General features: G+C 66.9%; 16 protein-coding genes. 6 read left to right on the top strand and 10 right to left on the bottom strand.

All coding sequences use genetic code 11. The features are described 5' to 3' along the window. Positions 1-209 precede the first annotated feature (209 nt). Positions 210-2,162, top strand: a complete 1,953-nt coding sequence (locus K7W42_RS05255) for a fibronectin type III domain-containing protein (protein WP_224572896.1) — start codon at positions 210-212, stop codon at positions 2,160-2,162. 337 nt (positions 2,163-2,499) lie between these two features. Here K7W42_RS05255 and K7W42_RS05250 read toward each other — a convergent pair whose 3' ends face one another. From K7W42_RS05250 to K7W42_RS05230, 5 genes are all read right to left on the bottom strand, one after another. Beyond that, positions 2,500-3,747 (bottom strand): DUF790 family protein, encoded by a 1,248-nt coding sequence (locus K7W42_RS05250; protein ID WP_224572894.1) that lies wholly within the window; start codon positions 3,745-3,747, stop codon positions 2,500-2,502. Then, positions 3,734-5,128: a DEAD/DEAH box helicase family protein gene (locus K7W42_RS05245; protein WP_224572892.1), complete on the bottom strand. Its 1,395-nt coding sequence runs from the start codon at positions 5,126-5,128 to the stop codon at positions 3,734-3,736. Before K7W42_RS05245 ends, K7W42_RS05250 begins: the two co-directional genes overlap by 14 nt. A 177-nt stretch (positions 5,129-5,305) precedes the next feature. Next, positions 5,306-6,403, bottom strand: coding sequence for a peptidoglycan recognition protein family protein (locus K7W42_RS05240; protein ID WP_224572890.1), 1,098 nt, complete (start codon positions 6,401-6,403; stop codon positions 5,306-5,308). Between the two features lie 3 nt (positions 6,404-6,406). Beyond that, complete coding sequence (locus K7W42_RS05235; protein ID WP_224572888.1) at positions 6,407-7,408, bottom strand: peptidoglycan-binding domain-containing protein; 1,002 nt, start codon at positions 7,406-7,408, stop codon at positions 6,407-6,409. A 424-nt stretch (positions 7,409-7,832) separates the two neighbouring features. Continuing rightward, entirely contained in the window at positions 7,833-9,629 is a 1,797-nt protein-coding gene (locus tag K7W42_RS05230; RefSeq protein WP_224572886.1) for an acyl-CoA dehydrogenase, read from the bottom strand. 116 nt (positions 9,630-9,745) lie between these two features. On the opposite strand from K7W42_RS05230, the gene K7W42_RS05225 reads away from it, so the two are divergent. Together K7W42_RS05225 and K7W42_RS05220 are read left to right on the top strand one after the other, a co-directional pair. Further along, positions 9,746-10,720: an NADPH:quinone oxidoreductase family protein gene (locus tag K7W42_RS05225; RefSeq protein WP_224572883.1), complete on the top strand. Its 975-nt coding sequence runs from the start codon at positions 9,746-9,748 to the stop codon at positions 10,718-10,720. After that, positions 10,720-11,151, top strand: coding sequence for a MerR family transcriptional regulator (locus K7W42_RS05220; RefSeq protein ID WP_224572925.1), 432 nt, complete (start codon positions 10,720-10,722; stop codon positions 11,149-11,151). Before K7W42_RS05225 ends, K7W42_RS05220 begins: the two co-directional genes overlap by 1 nt. A gap of 210 nt (positions 11,152-11,361) precedes the next feature. On the opposite strand, the gene K7W42_RS05215 is transcribed toward K7W42_RS05220, so the two are convergent. Continuing rightward, positions 11,362-12,729, bottom strand: a complete 1,368-nt coding sequence (locus tag K7W42_RS05215) for a DUF2252 domain-containing protein (RefSeq protein ID WP_224572881.1) — start codon at positions 12,727-12,729, stop codon at positions 11,362-11,364. 110 nt (positions 12,730-12,839) lie between these two features. On the opposite strand from K7W42_RS05215, the gene K7W42_RS05210 reads away from it, so the two are divergent. Beyond that, positions 12,840-13,154: a GNAT family N-acetyltransferase gene (locus tag K7W42_RS05210; RefSeq protein ID WP_157458462.1), complete on the top strand. Its 315-nt coding sequence runs from the start codon at positions 12,840-12,842 to the stop codon at positions 13,152-13,154. A gap of 3 nt (positions 13,155-13,157) precedes the next feature. Here K7W42_RS05210 and K7W42_RS05205 read toward each other — a convergent pair whose 3' ends face one another. Genes K7W42_RS05205 through glpK form a run of 4 tightly spaced genes read right to left on the bottom strand, consistent with a single transcriptional unit; the run spans position 13,158 to position 17,941 of the window. Then, complete coding sequence (locus K7W42_RS05205; RefSeq protein ID WP_224572879.1) at positions 13,158-14,594, bottom strand: M3 family metallopeptidase; 1,437 nt, start codon at positions 14,592-14,594, stop codon at positions 13,158-13,160. Between the two features lie 18 nt (positions 14,595-14,612). Continuing rightward, complete coding sequence (locus K7W42_RS05200; RefSeq protein WP_224572877.1) at positions 14,613-14,825, bottom strand: hypothetical protein; 213 nt, start codon at positions 14,823-14,825, stop codon at positions 14,613-14,615. A 12-nt stretch (positions 14,826-14,837) separates the two neighbouring features. Next, complete coding sequence (locus K7W42_RS05195) at positions 14,838-16,439, bottom strand: glycerol-3-phosphate dehydrogenase/oxidase (RefSeq protein WP_224572923.1); 1,602 nt, start codon at positions 16,437-16,439, stop codon at positions 14,838-14,840. Between the two features lie 2 nt (positions 16,440-16,441). Next, on the bottom strand, positions 16,442-17,941 hold the full coding sequence (gene glpK / locus K7W42_RS05190) for a glycerol kinase GlpK (RefSeq protein ID WP_224572875.1): 1,500 nt from the start codon (positions 17,939-17,941) through the stop codon (positions 16,442-16,444). A gap of 125 nt (positions 17,942-18,066) precedes the next feature. Here glpK and K7W42_RS05185 point away from each other — a divergent pair, with 125 nt between their 5' ends. Together K7W42_RS05185 and K7W42_RS05180 are read left to right on the top strand one after the other, a co-directional pair. After that, complete coding sequence (locus K7W42_RS05185; RefSeq protein WP_369411323.1) at positions 18,067-19,032, top strand: sugar-binding transcriptional regulator; 966 nt, start codon at positions 18,067-18,069, stop codon at positions 19,030-19,032. Between the two features lie 111 nt (positions 19,033-19,143). Next, complete coding sequence (locus K7W42_RS05180; RefSeq protein WP_224572871.1) at positions 19,144-20,253, top strand: HD domain-containing phosphohydrolase; 1,110 nt, start codon at positions 19,144-19,146, stop codon at positions 20,251-20,253. The last annotated feature ends 4 nt before the right edge of the window (positions 20,254-20,257 follow it).

Raw genomic sequence — 20,257 nt, 5'->3', positions numbered from 1 at the left:
TAATACGGATTCCGTCTGTTCCGCCGACAAATCGGAAAAGAGCCGATATGCCAGCTCCACGCCCGGAACCCGTTTTTCTCCCCCTCGCTCCGCTCGGATTCAATCGCTTTTGCAAGCGATTCAATCGGAGTCCGTATAAAACCTCCGCATTCACCGGGCCTGCTCAGCGGCGGGGCAGGCCCTGACTCGCGTGGCCGCAAGGGGAACCGATGAAGCGACTTCAACTATGGCTGGCCGCTGGGCTGCTGGGGGTGCTGGCGGCCTGCTCGGGTCCGGCCCCGACCCCGTCCACCTCACCCCAGGCCGCGCTCCGGGGGCAGGGTGTGGGCGCGCCGGCGTCTGGCCGCCTGCTGCTTATTGGGCAATCCAGCAAGAACACCTACACCGACTGGCAGAAGGTGGGGCAGGAAGCGGCGGGCGGCAGCGTGTACTACGAACTGCGCTCGGCGGACTTTAACAAGGGCAACCTTGGCGGCTCGCTGGTGAACCTCCACCGCGAATTTGCCGATTTCCTGGCCACCAGAGGCGGCAAATACGTGCAGGTGGGCGTAAGCTGGAAGGACAACCCACCTGGCTACAACGGCGGCGACGAGAACTTAAAGGCCAGCATCTCACGCGGAGTCACGCAGAGCCTGGCCAACCGCGACGCGGGGCTGCTGGCCAAATTTGACCCCTTGATTGCCTATATCAATTCGCGGCCCGGCACCAAATTTCTGCTGCGCCTGGACTACGAGGTCAGCCCCTTTTACCACTGCGAGGACTATCAGGCGACCGGTTCGGCCCTGAAATGCCTGGCTTACAAGGGCGCCTTTAACAGCATCGCCAGCTACGTGGCAGGCAAGGTCACAGGGGACAACGTGGGCTTTATCTACCATCCGGTGCGCGGCGTGTTCCGCGAGATGTATCCCGGCGCTGCCTGGGTGGACTGGATTGGCCTAAGCGTGTTTAACCACGAACTCTGCCTGCCCATCTACAACCGCTACGTGACCAACAACGGCACCAGTATCGTGAACAACACCATCTACAACGGCGAGGTGGGCCGCAGTTACGATACGGCCGCCAAGCAGTGCATCAACTACGTGCGGGCCAGCAACGGCAGCGCCGTGAAGGCCAACTTTGACCTCGACGCCAACGTGCTGGCCATGATGAAGTTTGCCAGGGACAACGGCAAACCCATGATTCTGAGCGAAACAGCCCCCATGAACTTTGCAGCCGGGCAGCAGGCCAGCGGCGCCGAGTCGGAAAGCGACATGAGTCTCTGGGTCAACCGCCTGTTCCGGCTGGTGTCGTACAACGGGCCACTGCCCGAATACCTGGGGGTGGCAGGCAACGTAGACCTGTCGGGTGTGGTGAAGGCCGTCGTGTACATGAACACGGACCTGCGCTACGGCTGGGACGGGTATTATGGCCAGACCTACAGCGTGACCGACACCGACAACAGCCAGGGCGGGTTCCGCTACGACGAGGACTGGTACAACAACGCCCAGCTGGATAAGTACACCCAGACCCGCACGGCGTTCTGCACAGGTCTGGCCAACACGGGCTTCGGCACCCGGTGTGGCGGCGGTGGTGGGGGAGACACGGCGGCGCCCACTACTCCCGGCACCCTCAATAGCCCGGCCAAGACCAGTTCGTCGGTCAGCCTGACCTGGGGCGCTTCTACCGACAACGTGGGTGTGGCCCGCTATGAGGTCCTGCGCGGTGGCACCTTGGTAGGCACCCCCACAGGCACCAGTTTCACGGTGACGGGCCTGGCCGCCAGCACGGCCTACAGTTTTCAGGTGCGGGCAGTGGATGCGGCGGGCAACGGGTCGGGCCTGACCGCGCCGCTGAGTGTGACCACCAGCGCAGGCAGCAGCACGGTCAACATTCCCGGCACCGTAACGACCTCAGCGGGCAGCATAGCCAGCGGCACCACCCGCAACTTTGAGGTGAACGCCACCCAGAACGCGAAATACAAGTTCCTGGTGACCTCAACCAGCTCTCAGAACAGCCAACTGGTCACGGTGGCCTTTAACGGCGAGAGCGTGCAGCAGGCCATTAGCGCCGGGCAAACGATCACCGTGTATTTCCAGGCCGTCACGAGCGGCCCCAAAACCCTGAGTCTCCGGGCAGACAGCAGCGCCGTCAGTCTCGGGCGGGTGGAGGGGCAGACGTGGTAAAGCACGCGCCTCTGACCTGACGACACCTTGAAGGCCAGCTTTACCCCGGCTCAAGCCCGGCTCTACGCTGACTGAAGGTCAGGTCATCTGGGCGGCGCGGCCGGCAGGCACACTGACCTTATGGAAATTCTGTTCGCGTTGGCCGCCATCGCCCTTCCGCTGATTTCTCTGCCGGTGCTGTTTCCGGGCCGCACCACTCCGGACCGCGCGCAGCAGTGAATCTCCACCACACGACGATAAGGGCGCCCCTCACCGGGCGCCCAGCTTTTTGTAGACGGAGAGGCCGCTTTTCTGTACTCTGACCGCCCTGCTACCCAGCTGCACAAGACCACACAGACTAGGCCCCGGTCACCGCGTGGCGCTCGGCCAGGGCCAGCACCTCCTTGGGGTTCAGCACGCCCTTAAACCACACCAGACGCTCGCCAAAATCGGCGGGGTTGACGCCCGCACGCTCCAGGTTCAGGCGTTCAGACACACACACAATCACGTCCGTGCGTCCGGCCTTGCGCAGCAACTCGAATTTCTTGCGCAGGTACTCGGGGCGCCAGTAGCCCACGATTTCCACCAGCACGGACCGGTCGCCGTTAACCAGCCGGAAATCCGGCAGAATCACGCCGCCCGGCACTGGCACCAGGTCCACCTCACGTTCAAGCTGCCAGGGCGTCTCCAGTTTGGCAAAGCGCTCGGCAAAGCCCGATTCCAGGGCGCTGTCGTGTTCCTGGGGCGGGGCGTAATGGCTGACATAGCCGTCCTCGCTGGTCAGCTGAAACGACCATTCGGTGTCGGCAGGGTCCACCCAGGCCAGGTCGCGCCGTGGCTTGAGGCTCGCGCTCAGGTCCCATTTCGTCACATGCAGCAGCGCGGGCAAAAACTTGGCCATGCCCAGGCCGTAGCGCGTGGTGCCGCCGAACAGGCTGGCAGGCCCGTCCAGCGTCAGGGTAAAGCCCAGATTGGCGTCCCCCTCGACGGTGGCCATCAGGCCAAAGAACTTCAGGTACTTCAGCAGCTGCTTGTAGCGCGCCGGTTCGTTGCGCCGGGCGGTGATCACCAGCTCATAGGCGCGGTAGAGGGTGCCCTGCGCCTGGGCCAGGTCGTAGCGGTGAATAAGTTCCAGGGGCGCAGGCGGCTCAAACGCCACCAGCGTCTGCTGGTCCGGCAGGTCAGCGTAGAGAGCGCCCAGCAGCTCGTCGGCGTTCAGGGGACGCTCGCTGCCAGTGGCCTGGGCGGTCAGGGAGCGGGCTGCCTGCTCCAGCACCTGCGCCGTATGCCGGCGGCTGGGGACGCCGGCCTGCGCCAGCTCGAATACACGTGAGCGCACGGTGCCCGGCTCCAGCGGCCCACTGGCCTCAAAGGTGCCCAGGTTGCTCAGGAGGTGGGCCAGGCCGCGCACCACCTTGAAATCCTGCCGTCCGGCTTCCAGGGCGCGCAGTTCCTCGTCCAGGTCACAGCGGCGCTTGCCCATATGGGCTTCAAAGGCGGCAATCAGGGTTTCGGCCAGGGTAAGGTTCTGCGGGGTGGGTTTCAGGCGCCGGGGTTCGACCAGGCCCGCCTTGACCCGGAATAGTAGCAGCTCAGTCGGAAGCATTCAGGACCCCAAAGTCCTCCAGGGCAGGCGGCGACCACTGCCCGCGCCGCTGCTGGCTGACCCGTTCCTCGCTGGTGCCCTGGGTAATGACCTCATAGAGCACGGCCTGCTTGCCTTCAGCGCGGCGCAGGATACGCCCCAGCCGCTGAATATGCTCGCGCTCGGTGGCGGTGCCTGACAGCACGACGGCCACGCTGGCCTCGGGCACGTCCACCCCCTCATTCAGGACCCGGCTGGTCACGAGAATGCGGTAGTCGCCTGACCGGAACTTTTCCAGCAGCGTATGACGCTCTTTCACAGGCGTCTGGTGGGTAATGGCGGGAATCAAAAATTCGCGGCTGATGCGGTACACCGTGGCGTTGTCATCCGTGAAGATCAGGGTGCGGGCCTGGGGATGGTTGGCCAGGACTTCCTCTAGCACCCGCAGTTTGCCGTCGGTGCCGTAGGCCAGCGAGCGGGCCTCACGGTGGGCCAGCATGGCGCGGCGGCCGTGGGGGCTGCCGCTGGCCATCACGAACTGCTTCCAGCCTTCCAGCGACCCCAGCCGAATGCCACTGAGGCGCAGGAACTCGTTGCGCTGGGCTACCAGGTCGTCATAGCGCCGCTGCTCGAAGGGGCTGAGGGTCACCCGGATCAGCACCTCGCGGTAAGGCGCCAGGGTCTCGCCGGCCAGGTCTTCGGGGGCCGCCTGGTACACCACGGGGCCAATCAGGCTGTCCAGGTCGCGCTCACGGCCGTCGCTGCGCTTGGGGGTGGCGGTCAGGCCCAGACGGTAGGGCGCCACGCCCATCTCGGCAATCACCCGCGTAAAGTCGCTGGGAAGGTGATGCGCCTCATCAAAAATCTGAAGGGCGTAGCGCCCCGCCAGTGTCTCGGCGTGAATGGCCGCCGAATCGTATGTGCTGACCAGCAGCGGCGTCTCGTCGTGGCTGCCGCCGCCCAAGAGGCCTACTGCCAGGTCGGGAAAAGCCGCCACCAGCCCCGCATACCACTGGTGCAGGAGGTCCAGGGTGGGCACACAAATCAGGGCGCTGCGGGGGGTGTCGCGCAGCGCCAGTTGGGCCACCAGCGTCTTGCCAGCGCCAGTAGGGAGCACCACCACGCCCCGGCGCCCGGCCCGTTTCCAGGCAGTCAAGGCACGCGTCTGGTGCGGGTAAGGGGTTACGTCGCGGGCAAACGACAACTCCAATTTCTCGAAGGCCGAGGCGCTGTCCCGGAATGGCGTGTCGCTGGCCCGCAGCGCCTCAACAATGGCCCGGTAGGTCCGGCCTGGCGCGCGCCACGACTGACTGCGCGCGTCCCACAGGAAGTGGGCGCGGACACAGGCCGGCACCTCGGTCATGATGAGGGTGCCCCGGTCCAGGCGCAGGGTAGGAGCCATTGCAGCGGCATCGTACCTGGGTGGCGAGGGCCCCGCCGTGCGCCGGGCAGCATTTGGGGCTGGTACGGGGTGGAGGACGTAGAGGGAGAGCCAAGAGCGCCCCAGCACACAGTGGTGCTGGGGCTAATGGCGTCGAGCTATTGCGTGTAGCTCAGCACAACGTCAAGGAACATTCCTTCAGCTCTGTAGAGCAAACCAGGTATTCGGCCCCACCACGCCATCGGCGGTCAGACTACGGCTGGCTTGAAATGATTTCACCGCGTTCTCGGTGCCGGAGCCAAAGATGCCGTCCACCGTCACGCTGTAGCCTCGCGCGGCCAGTTGCCCTTGCGCGGCCTGCACCGCTGGCCCACTGTCGCCGCGACGCACCGTCCGAATCAGGCGCTCCCAGGTCACCGAGCCAATCACGCCGTCGGGGGTAAGCCCCACACCGCTTTGAAAGGCACGCACGGCGCTGGCCGTGCCATTGCCGTAGGTGCCGTCCGCCGTCAGGGTCTGGCCAGCAGCCAGCAGCAGACGCTGGGCACTCCGAACGCGCTCGCCCGTCATGGGGGCGCGGGTGGTGGGCCAGAGGCGCAGACTCACCCCCAGCCGGGCCGCCACATCAGCCCGCAGCTGCGGCAATTTGGCATACAGCACGTCGCCTGGGCAGTCCGTGTTGTTGAAATCCCGGTGGCCGTAGAGTTCGCTTGCCGGAATCCCGTACTGCTGACACAGCCACGCACACAAGCCCACCAGGGCGCTGTACTGCCCACCCGGAGGCGAGACGGTCATGTATGTACCCTCGTTCTCGATGCCCACTGACACGTCATTGAAGCCGTCGCAATGGGCCCCCTGAACATGCTGCTGGCCGCCCTGTGCCGCCTCCAGGCTGCGGTGACGGCCTTCGACGACATACCCGCCCCGGCTGATGGTGAACTGCTGGCCCGAGTCAATCCAGCCCCGCGAAAAGTGACTTTGCTGAATGCTGCGCGCCAGGCTGTAGGCCTGGGCGCGCGAGAGGTCAGCCGTGTTGGCACTGGCCGTGTGGTGAATCAGGATGCGGGTGGGCCGGGCACTGAGCAGCACCACCGGCGATTTGGGCGCCTGCGCCGACCAGGCCACTGTCCCGGCCACGGACGGCTGCGTCACGGCCAGCGCGTTGAGCGGCGAAGCGGGCAGATTGGCAGAGGGGACATTCAGGCCGCAACTCGCCAGAAAGGCGCTGCCACCCAGCAGGGCACCGAGGCGCAGCACATCGCGCCGGTTGAGAGCATTGAGAGGAGTCTGACTCACAGCTCAGTTCCAGGCGCAGTGAACGTGGTTGCTGTGGCCGCCGGGCGGGTCGTAGTACGCATTGAAGGTCTGGCTGGGGTCGCTGCCCGCCGCGAGACAGGCGTTGCGGGCCGCCGTGTGGGCGCTGTTGGGGCTCGCCAGGCTCACGCCGTTCCAAGTACCGATGTCAAAAGCGAGACCCGCGTAATGGTCGGAATAAGTAGAATGCACGCCCCCGGCAATAGAGGTGATGTACATGGAGTTGCCAGCGCCCATGTTGGCCATAGCCTGCAACATGGAGCGTTTCAGCGCCACCGTCAGCCCGCAGTTGGCGTTGCCGGCGCAGCCGCGTTTGGCCAGGCGCCCAGCGGCGGTGTCCGCAATGTTCTGGCGTGGATTGCCACCCGAGGTTGAACTGCTGGTCCCCAGCGTGATCCGGCTGTTATTCAGAATCTGACTGGCGAGGCTGGCCGTCGTGCCAGTGCCGCCGGTGCTGCTGCCGGTCACCAACGCGTGCCAGGTGTTCAGGCCCACGACACCGTCGGCGCCCAGGCCGCGCTTGGTCTGGAAATCGCGCACAGCCGTGTCGGTGCCAGGGCCGAACGCGCCGTCGACCGTCACGCTGCTGTAGCTGTACCCACTGCGGAGCTGGTCCTGCACGGCCCGCACGGCGTTGTTGTTGTCTCCCTGACGCACGGTGGCAATCAGTTTTTCCCAGGTGTTCCCACCCACGATGCCGTCCACGGTCAGGCCGTTGGCGCTCTGAAAATTCCGCACGGCGGTGTTGGTCCCGGCGCCAAACGCGCCGTCGACCGTCACCGTCTGGCCCCGGTGACGCAGCAGGTATTGCAGGGTGACCACGTCGCGGCCACTGTCGCCTTGACGCAGCACCTGCCAGGTGAGAACCGACTGCGCGGAGAGCATACCCGAAGCTGGGCTGGCCGCCACCTCCGGCGAGGTCGGGGCGCTGCACGCACCGAGCAGCAGGACGGCAAAGAGAGCAGAGAAACGCAGGGTTTTCGTCATGTCACCTCCGGGGCACACGCGGGGCGTGCCGGCACGTCAACAGAGCCCGCCGCCGGTTATGAAACCGGTGACAAAACTTGAACTGACGTGGAGCTTGAGCCTAACTCAGCCGCGCTGGCGAAGGTGCGAGCAGTGGTTGACACCAGTCGGTTAAGTGAACTTAAGACAGGCTGTTCTTGCCTGCAGATGAAGTGTGCAAAAGCGAGGAGTTGAGCACGGCTCTAGCTCTGCTTTGAGCGGAAGGCGGTGCAAGAAAGTCAAGCTCTGACCGGAAAGAGCGTCTTTCGGGGAGCAGGTGATACTTTCCCGCCGTTGCTGCAACGCCATACTGCTGTGAAGACGAAGTAGACCTATCGCAGCGCACCTTGGCAGCCCGGTCATGCAGGGCCACACCCATGAACCCTCTCAGCTTTGAGCACCTCCGTCAAAACCATCCCGGCTGCATTTCTAGAGTGGTGAGGTCGGCGCTGCGCAGGAGTTCGGCGTGTGCGCGCACCTTCGGCAGTTCGTAGACGGCAAAAAAGCGCGCGGCGTGGAGCTTGCCCCGGTAAAAATCAGCGTCGCTGCCACGGGCGTCAGGCAGGGCGCGCGCCGCAGCCACCGCCTGCCGCAGCCACATCCAGCCCACCACCGTATGCCCAAGCGCTTCCAGAGCGCTGTTGGCGTTGGCCAGCACCACGTCGGGCCCCAGTTCGGTGGCGCGGCTGAGGAGCGACGTGATGGCCTCGCGGGTCTGTGTCAGTGCCTGCCGCAGGGCAGCGCGAATCTCCTTCAGTCCCTCAAATCCGTCACTCGCCGCAAGGTCTGTCTCTATTTTCTCCAACAGCACCACCAGGCCGCGCCCACCCTGCTGGGTCAATTTGCGGCCCAGCAGGTCATTGCCCTGAATTCCCTCAGTGCCCTCGTGGATGGGGTTGAGGCGGTTGTCGCGGTAGTACATCTCGACAGGAAAGTCGCGGGTGTAGCCAGCGCCGCCCATTACCTGAATGGCGTCACTCAGGGCCTCCTGGCTGTAGCGGCTGGGCCAACTTTTGACGATGGGCGTCAGCAGGTCCAGCAGCAAACCCGTGTCCCCGCGCGTCTCCTCTGGGCCAGTCTGAAGATCGTCCACCAGCGAAGCGGCGTACAGCCCGAGCGCCAGGCCGCCTTCCACGAACACCTTTTGACACAGCAGCAGGCGGCGCACATCGGCGTGGTCAATGATGGCCACTGGGGGTGCATGAGAGTCCTTCCCCGACGGCAGGCGGCCCTGACGCCGCTCCTGGGCATAGGCCAGGCTGTGCAGGTAACCGGCGGTGCCCAGCATCACCGCGCCCAGACCGACCCCAATCCGCGCCTCGTTCATCATGTGGAACATCTGCGCCAGCCCCTGCCCCGGTTCGCCCACCAACTCACCCACCGTCTCGCCGCCCTCGCCAAAGTTCAGGAGGGTATTCACGGTGCCCCGGTAGCCCATCTTGTGGTTCAGGCCAGCCAGGACGACATGGTTGGGCTCGCCGGGGCGGCCGTCGTCCTGGACCCGGTAGCGCGGCACCAGAAAGAGGCTGATGCCGCGCACGCCCCCCGGCCCACCCGCGATGCGGGCCAGTACCAGATGCACGATGTTCTCGGTCAGTTCGTGTTCGCCACCTGAAATCCACATCTTGGTTCCGGAAATGGCGTAGGTGCCGTCACCGCGCGGTGTGGCGGTGGTCGTGATGTCGGCCAGCCCGGACCCCGCCTGCGGTTCCGAGAGCGCCATCGTGCCAAACCAGCGACCTTCCAGAAGGGGCAGCATGTAACGGCGCTGCTGCTCCGGCGAGGCGAATAGGCGCTGCAGATTGGCGTTCCCGATGGTCAGGAAGGGGTAGCCACTGGAGCCGATATTCGCCGCCTGAAAATGCGCCTGCACCGCCTGCGTCACCACCCAGGGCAGCTGCAGGCCGCCCAGAGCCTCGTCGTGGTGGGCACTGAAAAAGCCGGCCTCACGGAAAGCGTGCATGGCCCCGGCCACTGCGGCAGGCAGCACGACCCTGCCGTCCACGACCTGCGGCTCATGGCTGTCCACCTCGCGCGTATGGTTGGCAAAATGCCGCTCGGCCACGGTGTAGGCCACGTTCAGAACGTCCTCGTAGACTTCACGGCCGTGGTCGGCGAAGCGGGGACGACTGGGCAGGGCGCCAGTGGCCAGCACCTCAAACAGTTGAAAACTCAGGTCGCGCCGGTTCAGAAAGGGGGGCATGGGGTCTCCTGCAGGAAAAGGGGAGGGGCCAGGGTGTCCGTTTACGTCTATTCTGGACGTTCACGTTAAGATGCCTCTATTCTGCCTCTTTCGCCCGTCCCTTTGGAGGTTTCCCCATGCGCGCCCTGACCTGCACCGCCTTTGACCAGCCCGAAACCCTGACGGTCCAAGACCTCCCCACGCCAGTTCCCGGCCCCGGAGAGGTGGTGCTGGAGGTGCGCGCCGCCGGCGTGAACTATCCCGACGCCTTGATGGTGACCGGGCAATATCAGGTGCGCCCGCCGCTGCCGTTCACCCCAGGTGCTGAGGCAGCGGGCGTGGTGACCGCCGTCGGCGAGGGGGTCAAGCACCTGCGCGTGGGCCAGCGCGCAGCAGCCTTTACCGGCACCGGCGCCTTTGCCACGCACCTGAAAGCCCCAGCTGGGGCCGCATTTGCACTGCCCAGCGCCCTGAGTTTTGAGGTCGGCGCGACCCTGCCCCTGGCCTACGGCACCGCCATGCACGCGCTGACCGACCGGGGCCACCTGACAGCCGGGCAGACGCTGCTGGTTCTGGGCGCGGCGGGTGGGGTGGGGCTGGCCGCCGTGATGATTGGCAAAGCGCTGGGCGCGCGGGTCATTGCCGCAGCCAGCACGGAAGACAAGCTGGCCGTCGCCCGCGCCCACGGCGCCGACGAAACGGTGAATTACGAGCAGGGCGACCTCAAGGAGGCCCTGAAGACCCTGACGGGCAAGGCGGGCGTGGACGTGGTTCTGGACCCTGTTGGTGGCCACTGGGCTGAGAGCGCCTTCCGGGCGCTGGGCTGGAACGGGCGGTATCTGGTCGTGGGGTTTGCGGGCGGCGAGATTCCGCGCCTGCCGCTTAACCTGCCGCTGCTGAAAGGGGCCAGCCTGGTCGGCGTGTTCTGGGGGGAATACACGCGGCGCGACCCCAGGGGCAATGCAGAGCATCTGGCGCAGCTGATGGCCTGGATAGAAGCAGGCCAGGTGCGGCCCCTGGTCAGCGCGCGCTACGCACTAGACGATGCCCCGCGCGCCCTGCGGGACCTCTTGGAGCGCCGCGTGACTGGCAAGGTGGTGGTCGTGCCGTGATGGGGACGCCGTACCACACCACCGCCGAACTGGCCCGCGCGGCGGGCGTAACCCGGCGCACCGTCATGCACTACGCCGACCTGGGCCTGTTGACCCCGGACGGCGTGACGGCCTCCGGGCGGGCGCTCTACGGCCCCTACGCCCTGCGGCTGCTGCGCGACCTGATGGACCTGCGGGCCCTGGGCCTGACTCTGGAAGAGGCGCGCGACATGGTGACCCTGCGCCGCGCCACCCACAGCCCAGACGGCACCTACCGCCACGACTGGACCCGCGCCGACGTGCCCATCAGCGACGAGCGGCTGCAAGCGCTGCAAGCCCGCCTGCGCACCATTCAGAGCGCCTACGAGCGTCAGGCCGACAACCTGGCCCGCTTTGACCGCTGGCTGACCAAGCGGTTTACCGGAGGCGCGGCAGAGAGCCTGGAAGGCTGAACTAGCGTTCGACTTTGCCGTTCGGAGACCAGGAGAGCTTTAGCAACGAACCCGGCGGAACCTGTACGTGTTCTACTCGCCTTGCTGCGCGGCTCTTGAGTTTCACGAAGGTTGAACCGCTTTTACAAAGAGTGGCAAGGAGTGGAAGTAGAGGTCAGTGCGACAAGCGCCGCCTCGCCAATGGCTTGAGACGGGTGGGCGTATTTCCAGTTACTTGGGGTCGGCCTCAGTGGCTATCTCGCCTCTGCTCACGGCGCGGGCCAGCACTGCGTGGTCACGCTCGGCCTGATCGGCGTAGGCGACCCCAAAAGCCGCTGTGGCCTCGTCAAAGGTTTCACGGCGGCCCAGGTAGGCCCCCAGGACCACCGCGTCCCCGGTGCGGGCGTGCGCGCGGGCCAGCGCCCAGCCACACAGCTCGGCAATTTCTTCGAGGGTGCGCGGGGTCACCGCCTGCAACTCAAAGCGGCCTTTGAGGTCTCGCAGCTGGCGCACATACCCGCAGAAGCCCTCTCCGGACGCCCAGCCCAGGAAGGGGTCGGTGGCCGCCTGCATCAGCTGCTGGCCGCGCACGACCCGGTGCGCAGGGTTGCGGGCCACAGTGGGGCCAGCGTAGGGCTCCAGCACACTGGGCCGGGCCTCCTTGACCTGCAAGAACAGCACGTCGTCGCCGTCGGCGGCCAGCAGCAGCACCAGCACCCGGCGCCCGCAGCTGCCCACGCCCGTCACCTTCAGCGCCCAGTCGGCCAGGTGATACCGGGACAGCAAGGCGCGGCGGTCGGGCGCCACGCTGTCCAAGTAGCCGGCGCGAACGCCGTCAAGCATGGTTTCGGCCAGCGCGTCGTCGGTATGGACCAGCAGCGGCGGATCGTCGCGCAGGCGCCAGCCCGCCGGGGTCTGCACCGCCAGTTTTTTCAGGGTGTGCAGGTGGGTGCGGGTACTGGCCTTGGCAAACATGGCCTGACCGTGCGCGCGGGCGTCGGCGGCCATGTCAGCCAGGGCCTCGGAGGCGTCAATGCGGTCGTACCACACGTCCAGGTGGTGCTGTCTGGCATAGGTGCGCAGGTGCAGGCGGTAGGCCCGCGCCGCGCTGCGGGCCGCAAAGCAGGCGTCGGCCTCGCTGTGCCCGGCTTCACGCGCGGCCAGCACCAGGCTGGTGGCCAGGCGGCGCACGTCCCATTCCCATGGTGCGCGCAGGGTCTCGTCAAAGTCGTTGAGGTCAAAAACCAGGTTGCGCTCGCCGGTCGCAAAAGCACCAAAGTTGGCGCAGTGGGCGTCGCCGCTGGCCTGCACCCGTTCGCCCGTGACCGGCGTACCGGCCAGGTCAGCGGCCATCAGGCCGGCCGTTCCCCGAAAGAAAGCGAAGGGGCTGGCCACCATGCGCCCAAAGCGCAGCGACAGCAGGTGGGTCATGCAGCCGTTGGCACCAGCGTGCAGGGCCGCCAGGATGTGGTCGGTGCGGTCGCCAGCAGCCTCGAACTGGGCGTGGTCTCGCCGGGGCAGGGTGACGCGCAGCGCGCGGCCCAGGGCGCGCCGCTCCTGACGGCTGGGCAGCGGCAGGGGCGAAAACGGGTCATGCATAGGGGCATGGTGACACGCCGCGCGCCCAGAAGGAGGCCGCCTTGGCCAGAAGACGCTGCGTGAAGAACCTGTCTATGGCCTGTCCGGCCCGCTATGCGCCACCATAGGCCATGACCCAGACCCCCGAAGTTCGCCGCAACGACGACACCCAGCGCTATGAACTGCTCCGGGGCGAGCAGGTGCTGGGCTACGCCGAGTTTCGCCCCGCCGGCGAGGGCGCCGTGATGCTGCCCCACACAGTGATTGAGGAGGGCCACGAGGGCGAAGGCCTGGGCAGCCAGCTGGCCCGCTTTGCCCTGGACGATGTTCGCGCCCAGGGCAAGCGGGTGGTGCCCATGTGCCCCTTTATTGCTGGCTACATTCGCAAGCACCCGGAGTACACGGACCTCGTGCACCCTCAGCAGCGCGGGGTCTTTGGGCTATAGGACCTAGCTGAGCCAGTCCGCCAGCACGGCGCGGGCGGTTTCCAACTGCGCCCGCGAGAAGGGAAACGAGATGCCTGCCTCCGCAAAGATAGCCGTTGGTCCGGCGGTCGCGCCCATCCGCATGGCACGTTTGAATCTGGCCATCGCCTCCTGCGGCGCCTCCTGGTAAGCCTTGAAGAACAGCAGCGCCGCGATGGTGGCGATGGCGTACTCAATGTTGTAAAAGCTGAACTGGAAGAGAAATGGGCTCTGCCAGCCCTTGGCCAGCATGGCCTCGTGGCCCGTCCAGTCCACGGCAGACTGCTGGGTCAGCGACAGGAAGGCCGCGTCCATTTCGGCGGGGGTGACCGCGCCGCGCTGCCGGTACACCCACAGCTCAAACCGCACCCGCTCATCCACCGAGCGCAGCCGTGTCAGGAAACTTTCTGCCAGAGACCGTCGGTATTTCTGGTGGTCTTCGGGGCTCAGGTCAAAGTGTCTGGCAGCCTGCTCGGTGCCCAGCATGGTGAACACAAAAGCGTAGAATTCGCAGACTTCCTGAAAATCGTAGGTGTCCCAGAGGGTAGTTTCAGGCTGGCTGGACAGGGTGACAAAATGAATGGCGTGCCCCAGTTCGTGCAACAGGGCGCGGAATTCGTCCAGACCTCTTGTGACGTTACATAGCACCCGCGCAGTGGCCTGGGCCGAGAGCAGCAGCGCAAAGTTGCCCTGAACCTTGCCGGGGCGGGGCACGAGGTCAATGCCTCCTTCTCTTTCCAACCTGTTCACGACGGCGGCAAAGGCCGGGTCAAGCGCGGCCAGAATCTGCCGTACGGCGGGCAGGTACTCCTCGACAGCCAGAGGCGTGCCAGTCAGCGCGTTGACCCGCACCGTCTGGTGCCACGGCCGCAGCCTGTCCGTGCCCAGCTGCCTGGCCCGGCGCTCGGCAACCAGCGTCTGCAACGGCGCAAAGAGCTGGGCCAGGTCATCCACGAACGCTTCGGTCTGGGCAATGGTGTATTCCCGCCCGGTCTGCTGCCAGACGTGGTCGGCGTAGGTGTCGGCGCCTGCTGCCGCCGCCATCTGCTGGCGCAGCCCCAGCAGGCGGCTGAACAGCTTATCCAGTTCCTGCGCGCCTTGTAGGGTGGACGTGTTCACGGCCTCCCAAAGCGCGCGGCGTTCGGGCGAGTCGCCCATGTGGTTCAGTCGGGCCTGCGCCTCTTGCAGGCTGAGGGACTCGCCTGCCCACGAAGCCACCTGATTGGCCGTGATGACGTCGTGTTCGCTGCCCAGAAGGCGCTCCTGAGAGAAGAGGGCCCGCAGGGTGTCACTCTGCTGGCCCCCCAGGTCTGCCCGCAGTTTCAGGGCGAGACCGGGAAAGCGGTCAGCCACCCCCGCCTCCAGGGCCAGGCGGGCCAGCGGCTCGTCGTGCGCGCCGAGCTGCGGAATCCAGACGCTCATGAGGTGGCGGTAGCAGGCTCAGGCCTCGGCGTCTCTGGTGTCCACATTGGTGGCCCAGATCTGCGTCCCCCACAGGGTTTGCACGTCGCATTTGATCCGTCTCCAGGCGCTCAGCCATTCGGGCAGGGTCTGGGGCGTCACGGGCTGGCGGCGCAGCGCTTCCAGACGGTCAAGCAGCGCCGAAGCCTGCCTGTCCAGGGTCGCCAGGGCATCAGCAGAAGGAGCGGTCACCTTTCCAATCTGTCACATAAGAGCAGTCGGCGCGGCCGCAGTTGAAGCGGCCCCCTCATGCCCACCGGGCAGCAGATAGCCCTCGGCCACGGCGCGGTAGGCCTGTACCTGCTCGGCCTGCCAGGCCTCATCGCGGCCCAGTTCTTCAGCCAGCAGCTGCGCCACGCGCGGCGCGGCCTCTAGACTGGCGCGGGCATCCAGCAGCAGGGCGCGCAGGCGGCGCGACAGCACGTCCTCCACGGTGCGGGCCTGTTCCTGGCGAGCGGCCCAGCGCACCTGCGCCTCAACGTAGGGCAGGGCGGGATGAAGCGGCGTGTCGGCGCCCGGCAGCACCTGCACACGTTCGGCGTCAGTGCCGTACACGCGCCAGGGTTCAGGCAGGTCGTCCGTGGTGGCGCCGTGCAGAGACAGGCCTTCTGTCAGGCTCAGGCGCGCAGGCAGGCCGGCCAGGACGGCGGCGCGGGTCACGGTGTCTTCACCCATACGGCGGTAGGTGGTCCACTTGCCGCCTGTGAGCGTCAGCAGGCCGCCCTCACTGACGCGAATAGTGTGGTCGCGCGACAGACTCTTGGTGTCGGTGCCGGGCGCCGCCTTGACGAGGGGGCGAAGGCCCGCAAACACGCTCTGCACGTCAGCGCGCGTGGGGGCCGGCGAGAGGTACTGCGCGGCGGTGTTCAGGATGAACTCGACCTCTTCAGGCAGCGCGCGCGGTTCCAGGCTGGTGCCCGGCACCGGGGTGTCGGTGGTGCCGATGACCACGTGGTCATGCCAGGGCACGGCAAACAGCACCCGTCCGTCGTCGGTGCGCGGCACCATCAGCGCGCTGTCTCCGGGCAGGAAGTGGCGAGGCACCACCACATGTACCCCCTGGCTGGGCGAGAGCATGGCCGGCGCGTCCGGCTGCTCCATCCGCCGCACTTCATCCACGAAAACCCCGGTGGCATTCACGACTGCGCGGGCGCGGACCTCGTGATCCTGACCGCCCTCGGCGTCGCGGAAGCGGGCGCCCACCACCCGCCCCCCTTCCTGGACCAGGCTGACCACAGGCGCGTGGTTGAGGGCCACGCCGCCAAAGCTCTCCAGGGTGCACAGCAGGGTCACAGCCAGGCGGCTGTCGTCAAACTGCCCGTCGAAGTAAAGCACGCCGCCCTTCAGGGCCTCGCGGGTGAGGGTCGGCGCGAGGTTCAGGGCTTCCTGCCGGCCCACCAGGCGACTGGCGCGCAAGTTCAGGCGGCCTGCCAGCAGGTCATAGAGCTTCAGGCCCACCCCATAAAAGGGGAGAGCCCAGGGCCGGTAAGCCGCAATCAGAAAGCCCAGGTCGCGCACCAGATGAGGGGCGTTGCGGCGCAGCAACCCGCGTTCATGCAGCGCCTCGCGCACCAGCGAGACATTGCCCTGGGCCAGGTAGCGCACGCCGCCGTGAACCAGTTTCGTCGAGCGGCTGCTGGTGCCCTTGGCGTAGTCATGGGCTTCGAGCAGCAGCACCCGGTAGCCGCGTGTGGCGGCGTCCAGCGCGGTGCCCAGGCCAGAGGCGCCGCCGCCAATCACCAGCAGGTCCCACAGGTGGCCATCTGTGGCCTGGGCCAGCGCCGAGGCGCGGGGGTCAGTTGGCATCTTCATACGTCCTCCTCAGCCCAGGCGCGGCTGCGCTCCACGGCGCGGCGCCAGCGGGCCAGACGCTGCTCCCGATCGGCCGGGTCCAGCCCCGGCTCGAACTGACGGTCCACCTGCCACAGCGCTTCCAGTTCGGCCTCATCCTGCCAGTAGCCCACAGCCAGGCCAGCCAGAAAAGCCGCGCCCAGCGCCGTGGTCTCGGTGACCTTCGGGCGGGTGACCGTCACGCCCAGCAGGTCGGCCTGCACCTGCATCAGCAGGTTGTTGCGGCTGGCCCCGCCGTCTACCCGCAGGTCACTGAGCCCCACGCCGCTGTCCCGCTCCATGGCGTCCAGCAGGTCGGCGGCCTGAAAGGCCACGCTGTCCAGCGCGGCGCGTGCCAAGTGGGCCCCAGTACTGCCGCGCGTCAGGCCAACCACGGTGCCGCGGGCGTAGGGGTCCCAGTACGGCGCCCCCAGGCCCACAAACGCCGGCACAAAAAAGACGCCGCCACTGTCGGGCACGCTCGTGGCCAGCGCCTCAACCTCGGCCGCGTCCCGGATCAGGCCCAGGCCGTCGCGCAGCCACTGCACCACCGCGCCCGCCACAAACACCGAGCCTTCCAGAGCGTAGGTCCGCGCCTCGCCGCGCTGCCAGGCCACAGTGGACAGCAGGCGGTTCTGACTGGTCACGACCTCGTCAGCCGTGTTCATCAGCATGAAACAGCCGGTGCCGTAGGTATTTTTGGCCATCCCCCGGTGCAGGCACACCTGCCCGAAGGTCGCCGCCTGCTGATCTCCGGCGATGCCCGCGATCTTGACGCGGGCGCCCAGCAAGCCCGGCGCGGTTTCGCCGTACACTTCGCTGCTGGGCCGCACCTGGGGCAGCAGCGCGCGCGGCACCCGCAGAAGGGCCAGCAGGTCATCGTCCCAGTCGCCGGTGTGAATGTTCAGCAGCAGGGTGCGGCTGGCATTGGAGGTATCGGTGACGTGCAGTTCACCGCCCGTCAGTTGCCACACCAGCCAGGTGTCTACCGTGCCGCAGGCCAGCTCGCCGCGCTCGGCACGGTCACGCGCACCGGGCACGGCGTCCAGCATCCAGGCGATTTTCGTGCCGCTGAAATAGGCGTCCAGCAGCAGCCCTGTCTTCTCCCGAATCAGTCCCTCGTGACCCTGGGCCCGCAGGGCGTCGCACAGGGGCGCGGTGCGGCGGTCCTGCCACACGATGGCGCGGTGAATCGGCTCCCCCGTGGCGCGGTCCCACACCAGCACGGTTTCGCGCTGATTGGTAATCCCGATGGCCGCCAGGTCCGAGGCCCGCAGCCCCGCCCCGCTGATGGCTTCCTGCGCCACGCCAATCTGGGTGCTCCAGAGGTCACGCGGGTCGTGCTCAACCCAGCCCGGCTGAGGAAAATGCTGCGGGAACTCCTTTTGGGCCGTGAATCGAATCTGGCCCTGCCGGTCAAACACGATGGCGCGGCTGCTGGTGGTGCCCTGATCAAGGGCCAGGATGTATCTGGTCATGTGGCTCCTGCGGGAAAGGGGAGAGGCGAGACGCAGTCACCAGCACACCACCCCTTGAACAAAAAGTCAAACCCTCTGAACATTTGTTCAGAATCAGCCTCTGGTCTTGCCGTATGCTGCGGGACGTGACAGAGGCGCTCCGGGACGACCAGGCCGCACAGGCGGCGCAGGTGGCCCGCCTGTATTACCACCAGGGCCTGACCACAGAGGCCATTGCCCAGGAACTGCGGCTGTCGCGGCCCAAAGTCAGCCGCCTGCTCACCTACGCCCGCCGCAGCGGTCTGGTCGAGATCCGCATTCACGATCCACATTCCGCGCCGCAGAGCCTGGAGGCGCAGTTGCGTGCCCGCTACCCATTCCTGACGCCCCACGTGGTCCCGGTGCCGCCGCACAGCCCCGAAGCGGTCTGGCTGGAGCGGGTGGCCGTGGCTGCTGCGCGGCTGCTGAACCAGACCCTGCGGCCTGGGCAGGTGCTGGGGCTGGCCTGGGGGACCACCCTGGACGCCGTGTCGCGTGTGCTGACGCCGCGCCCGCTGGCCGGCCTGCAGGTGGTGCAGCTCAACGGCAGTGCCAGCGCGCTGGACTTTACGGACGGCTTTGTCACCGACACCATGACGCGCTTTGCTGGGGCTTACGGCGCACGCGCCCACCTGTTCCCGGTGCCGACCTTTTTTGACGACCCCGCCACCCGCGCCGCCATGTGGCGCGAACGCAGCGTGGGGCAGGTGCTGGCCCTTCAGGCCCGCGCGGACGTGCGCCTGTACTCGGTGGGGTCGGCCCATGCACAGGTGCCCAGCCATGTCTACGCGGCCGGCTACCTCAGTGGAGCAGACCAGCAGGCGCTGTTGGCGCAGGGGGTGGCCGGCGACATTGCCACCGTGTTTTTCCGCACCGACGGTACCTGGACTGGTCTGCCCATCAACGCGCGCAGCAGCGGCCCAGACCTGGGCACCCTGCGCGCTGGGCACTCGGTCTGCGTGGTCAGTGGCCTAGGCAAAGTCACGGCCCTGCGCGCCGCCCTGGCCGGTGGCCTGATGACGACGCTGGTGGTGGACGACCGCACCGCCCACGCACTACTTCAGGAGGGGTGAGGATGGGCCAGCGGCCTCTTCCGTTTAAGTAGGACCGTTGCCCGCCACACCCCTCCTCACGGTCAAGCTCTGCACGAAAGCTGAAAGACCCGCTTTCCTAGACTCTTTGCCATGAGCGCCGACTTCCTCTCCTCGCCTTCTGCTCTGTCGCGCGAGGACACCGCCCGTGACCTGCTGCAACTGACCCAATTGGCCCTGGCGGCGCCGTCCCTGGCGGCCGGTGTGACCCCAACGCTGGAGAAGCTGGTCAGCGAGACGGCGGCGGTGGGGTCGGCCTATTTTCAGCTTGAAGGCCGGGAGCTGGCCTACCGGGTGCGCGCAGCTACGGGCGAGATGCCCGCCACACCTGGCATGCAGGCCATTGCTGCCCACGGGCTGCCGGCAGGCACACCGTTGCTGCTGGCCCTGGAACAGACGGCGGGGCCCTTGTTCTACGATGACACCGCCGCCAGCTCTGACACAGCCGGCTTTCCCGAGTTGGGGGTGGCCAGCGTGGCCGCCGCGCCGGTGCGCACCCGCGACGGCCGGCTGCTGGGCGCTTTCCTGATGCACACCCTGACGCCGCACATCTGGCGCAGTGAGGAAGCCGCGCTGTTCACCATGGTCTCGGGGACGATTGCCGCGCTGTCGGGCCGGCTGGTCGCCGAGGAACACGCGCGGCAAGCGCATGAAGCCGCCCTGCGCGCCCTGGGTCTCGCCCTGGAAGCCCGCGACGGAGAAACGCAGGGCCACACCGACCGCGTGACCAGTCTGGCGCTGCGCGTGGCGGCCCGGCTGGGCTGGGAGCCAGAACGCCTGGAAGCGCTGCGCTGGGGCGCCTACCTCCATGACATTGGCAAGATTGCGGTGCCCGACGCCATCTTGCTCAAGCCGGGCCGCTTGACCGAGGCCGAATGGGTGGTCATGCGCTCACATGTGGAGGCCGGAGGCCGCTTTGCCAGCGCCCTGACCTTTTTGCCCAGAGCGGCGCTGGACGTGATTCAGGACCATCATGAGCGATGGAACGGCGGCGGCTACCCGGCGGGCAAAGCGGGCGAGGCCATCAGTCTGGAAGGCCGCGTCTTCGCCCTGTGCGATGTCTATGACGCCCTGACCAGCCACCGCCCCTACAAGCGGGCCTGGACCCACGAGGAAGCGGTGGCCGAACTGCGCGCCCAGGCGGGCCAGCAGTTTGACCCAGCCCTGGTGGAGCTGATGATTGCCGTCACCGAGACCTCGTAAGACT

The sequence above is a fragment of the Deinococcus betulae genome, from assembly GCF_020166395.1.
In the GTDB taxonomy this organism is placed as follows: Bacteria; Deinococcota; Deinococci; order Deinococcales; family Deinococcaceae; genus Deinococcus; species Deinococcus betulae.
This window is presented reverse-complemented; position numbering and strand designations above follow the sequence as displayed.

Bases quoted from the DNA above. Each gene is read 5' to 3' on its own strand.
- K7W42_RS05255 (WP_224572896.1), top strand. From the start codon at position 210: ATGAAGCGACTTCAACTATGGCTGGCCGCTGGGCTGCTGGGGGTGCTG.
- K7W42_RS05250 (WP_224572894.1), bottom strand. From the start codon at position 3,747: ATGCTTCCGACTGAGCTGCTACTATTCCGGGTCAAGGCGGGCCTGGTC.
- K7W42_RS05245 (WP_224572892.1), bottom strand. From the start codon at position 5,128: ATGGCTCCTACCCTGCGCCTGGACCGGGGCACCCTCATCATGACCGAG.
- K7W42_RS05235 (WP_224572888.1), bottom strand. From the start codon at position 7,408: ATGACGAAAACCCTGCGTTTCTCTGCTCTCTTTGCCGTCCTGCTGCTC.
- K7W42_RS05230 (WP_224572886.1), bottom strand. From the start codon at position 9,629: ATGCCCCCCTTTCTGAACCGGCGCGACCTGAGTTTTCAACTGTTTGAG.
- K7W42_RS05225 (WP_224572883.1), top strand. From the start codon at position 9,746: ATGCGCGCCCTGACCTGCACCGCCTTTGACCAGCCCGAAACCCTGACG.
- K7W42_RS05220 (WP_224572925.1), top strand. From the start codon at position 10,720: ATGGGGACGCCGTACCACACCACCGCCGAACTGGCCCGCGCGGCGGGC.
- K7W42_RS05215 (WP_224572881.1), bottom strand. From the start codon at position 12,729: ATGCATGACCCGTTTTCGCCCCTGCCGCTGCCCAGCCGTCAGGAGCGG.
- K7W42_RS05210 (WP_157458462.1), top strand. From the start codon at position 12,840: ATGACCCAGACCCCCGAAGTTCGCCGCAACGACGACACCCAGCGCTAT.
- K7W42_RS05205 (WP_224572879.1), bottom strand. From the start codon at position 14,594: ATGAGCGTCTGGATTCCGCAGCTCGGCGCGCACGACGAGCCGCTGGCC.
- K7W42_RS05195 (WP_224572923.1), bottom strand. From the start codon at position 16,439: ATGCCAACTGACCCCCGCGCCTCGGCGCTGGCCCAGGCCACAGATGGC.
- glpK (WP_224572875.1), bottom strand. From the start codon at position 17,941: ATGACCAGATACATCCTGGCCCTTGATCAGGGCACCACCAGCAGCCGC.
- K7W42_RS05180 (WP_224572871.1), top strand. From the start codon at position 19,144: ATGAGCGCCGACTTCCTCTCCTCGCCTTCTGCTCTGTCGCGCGAGGAC.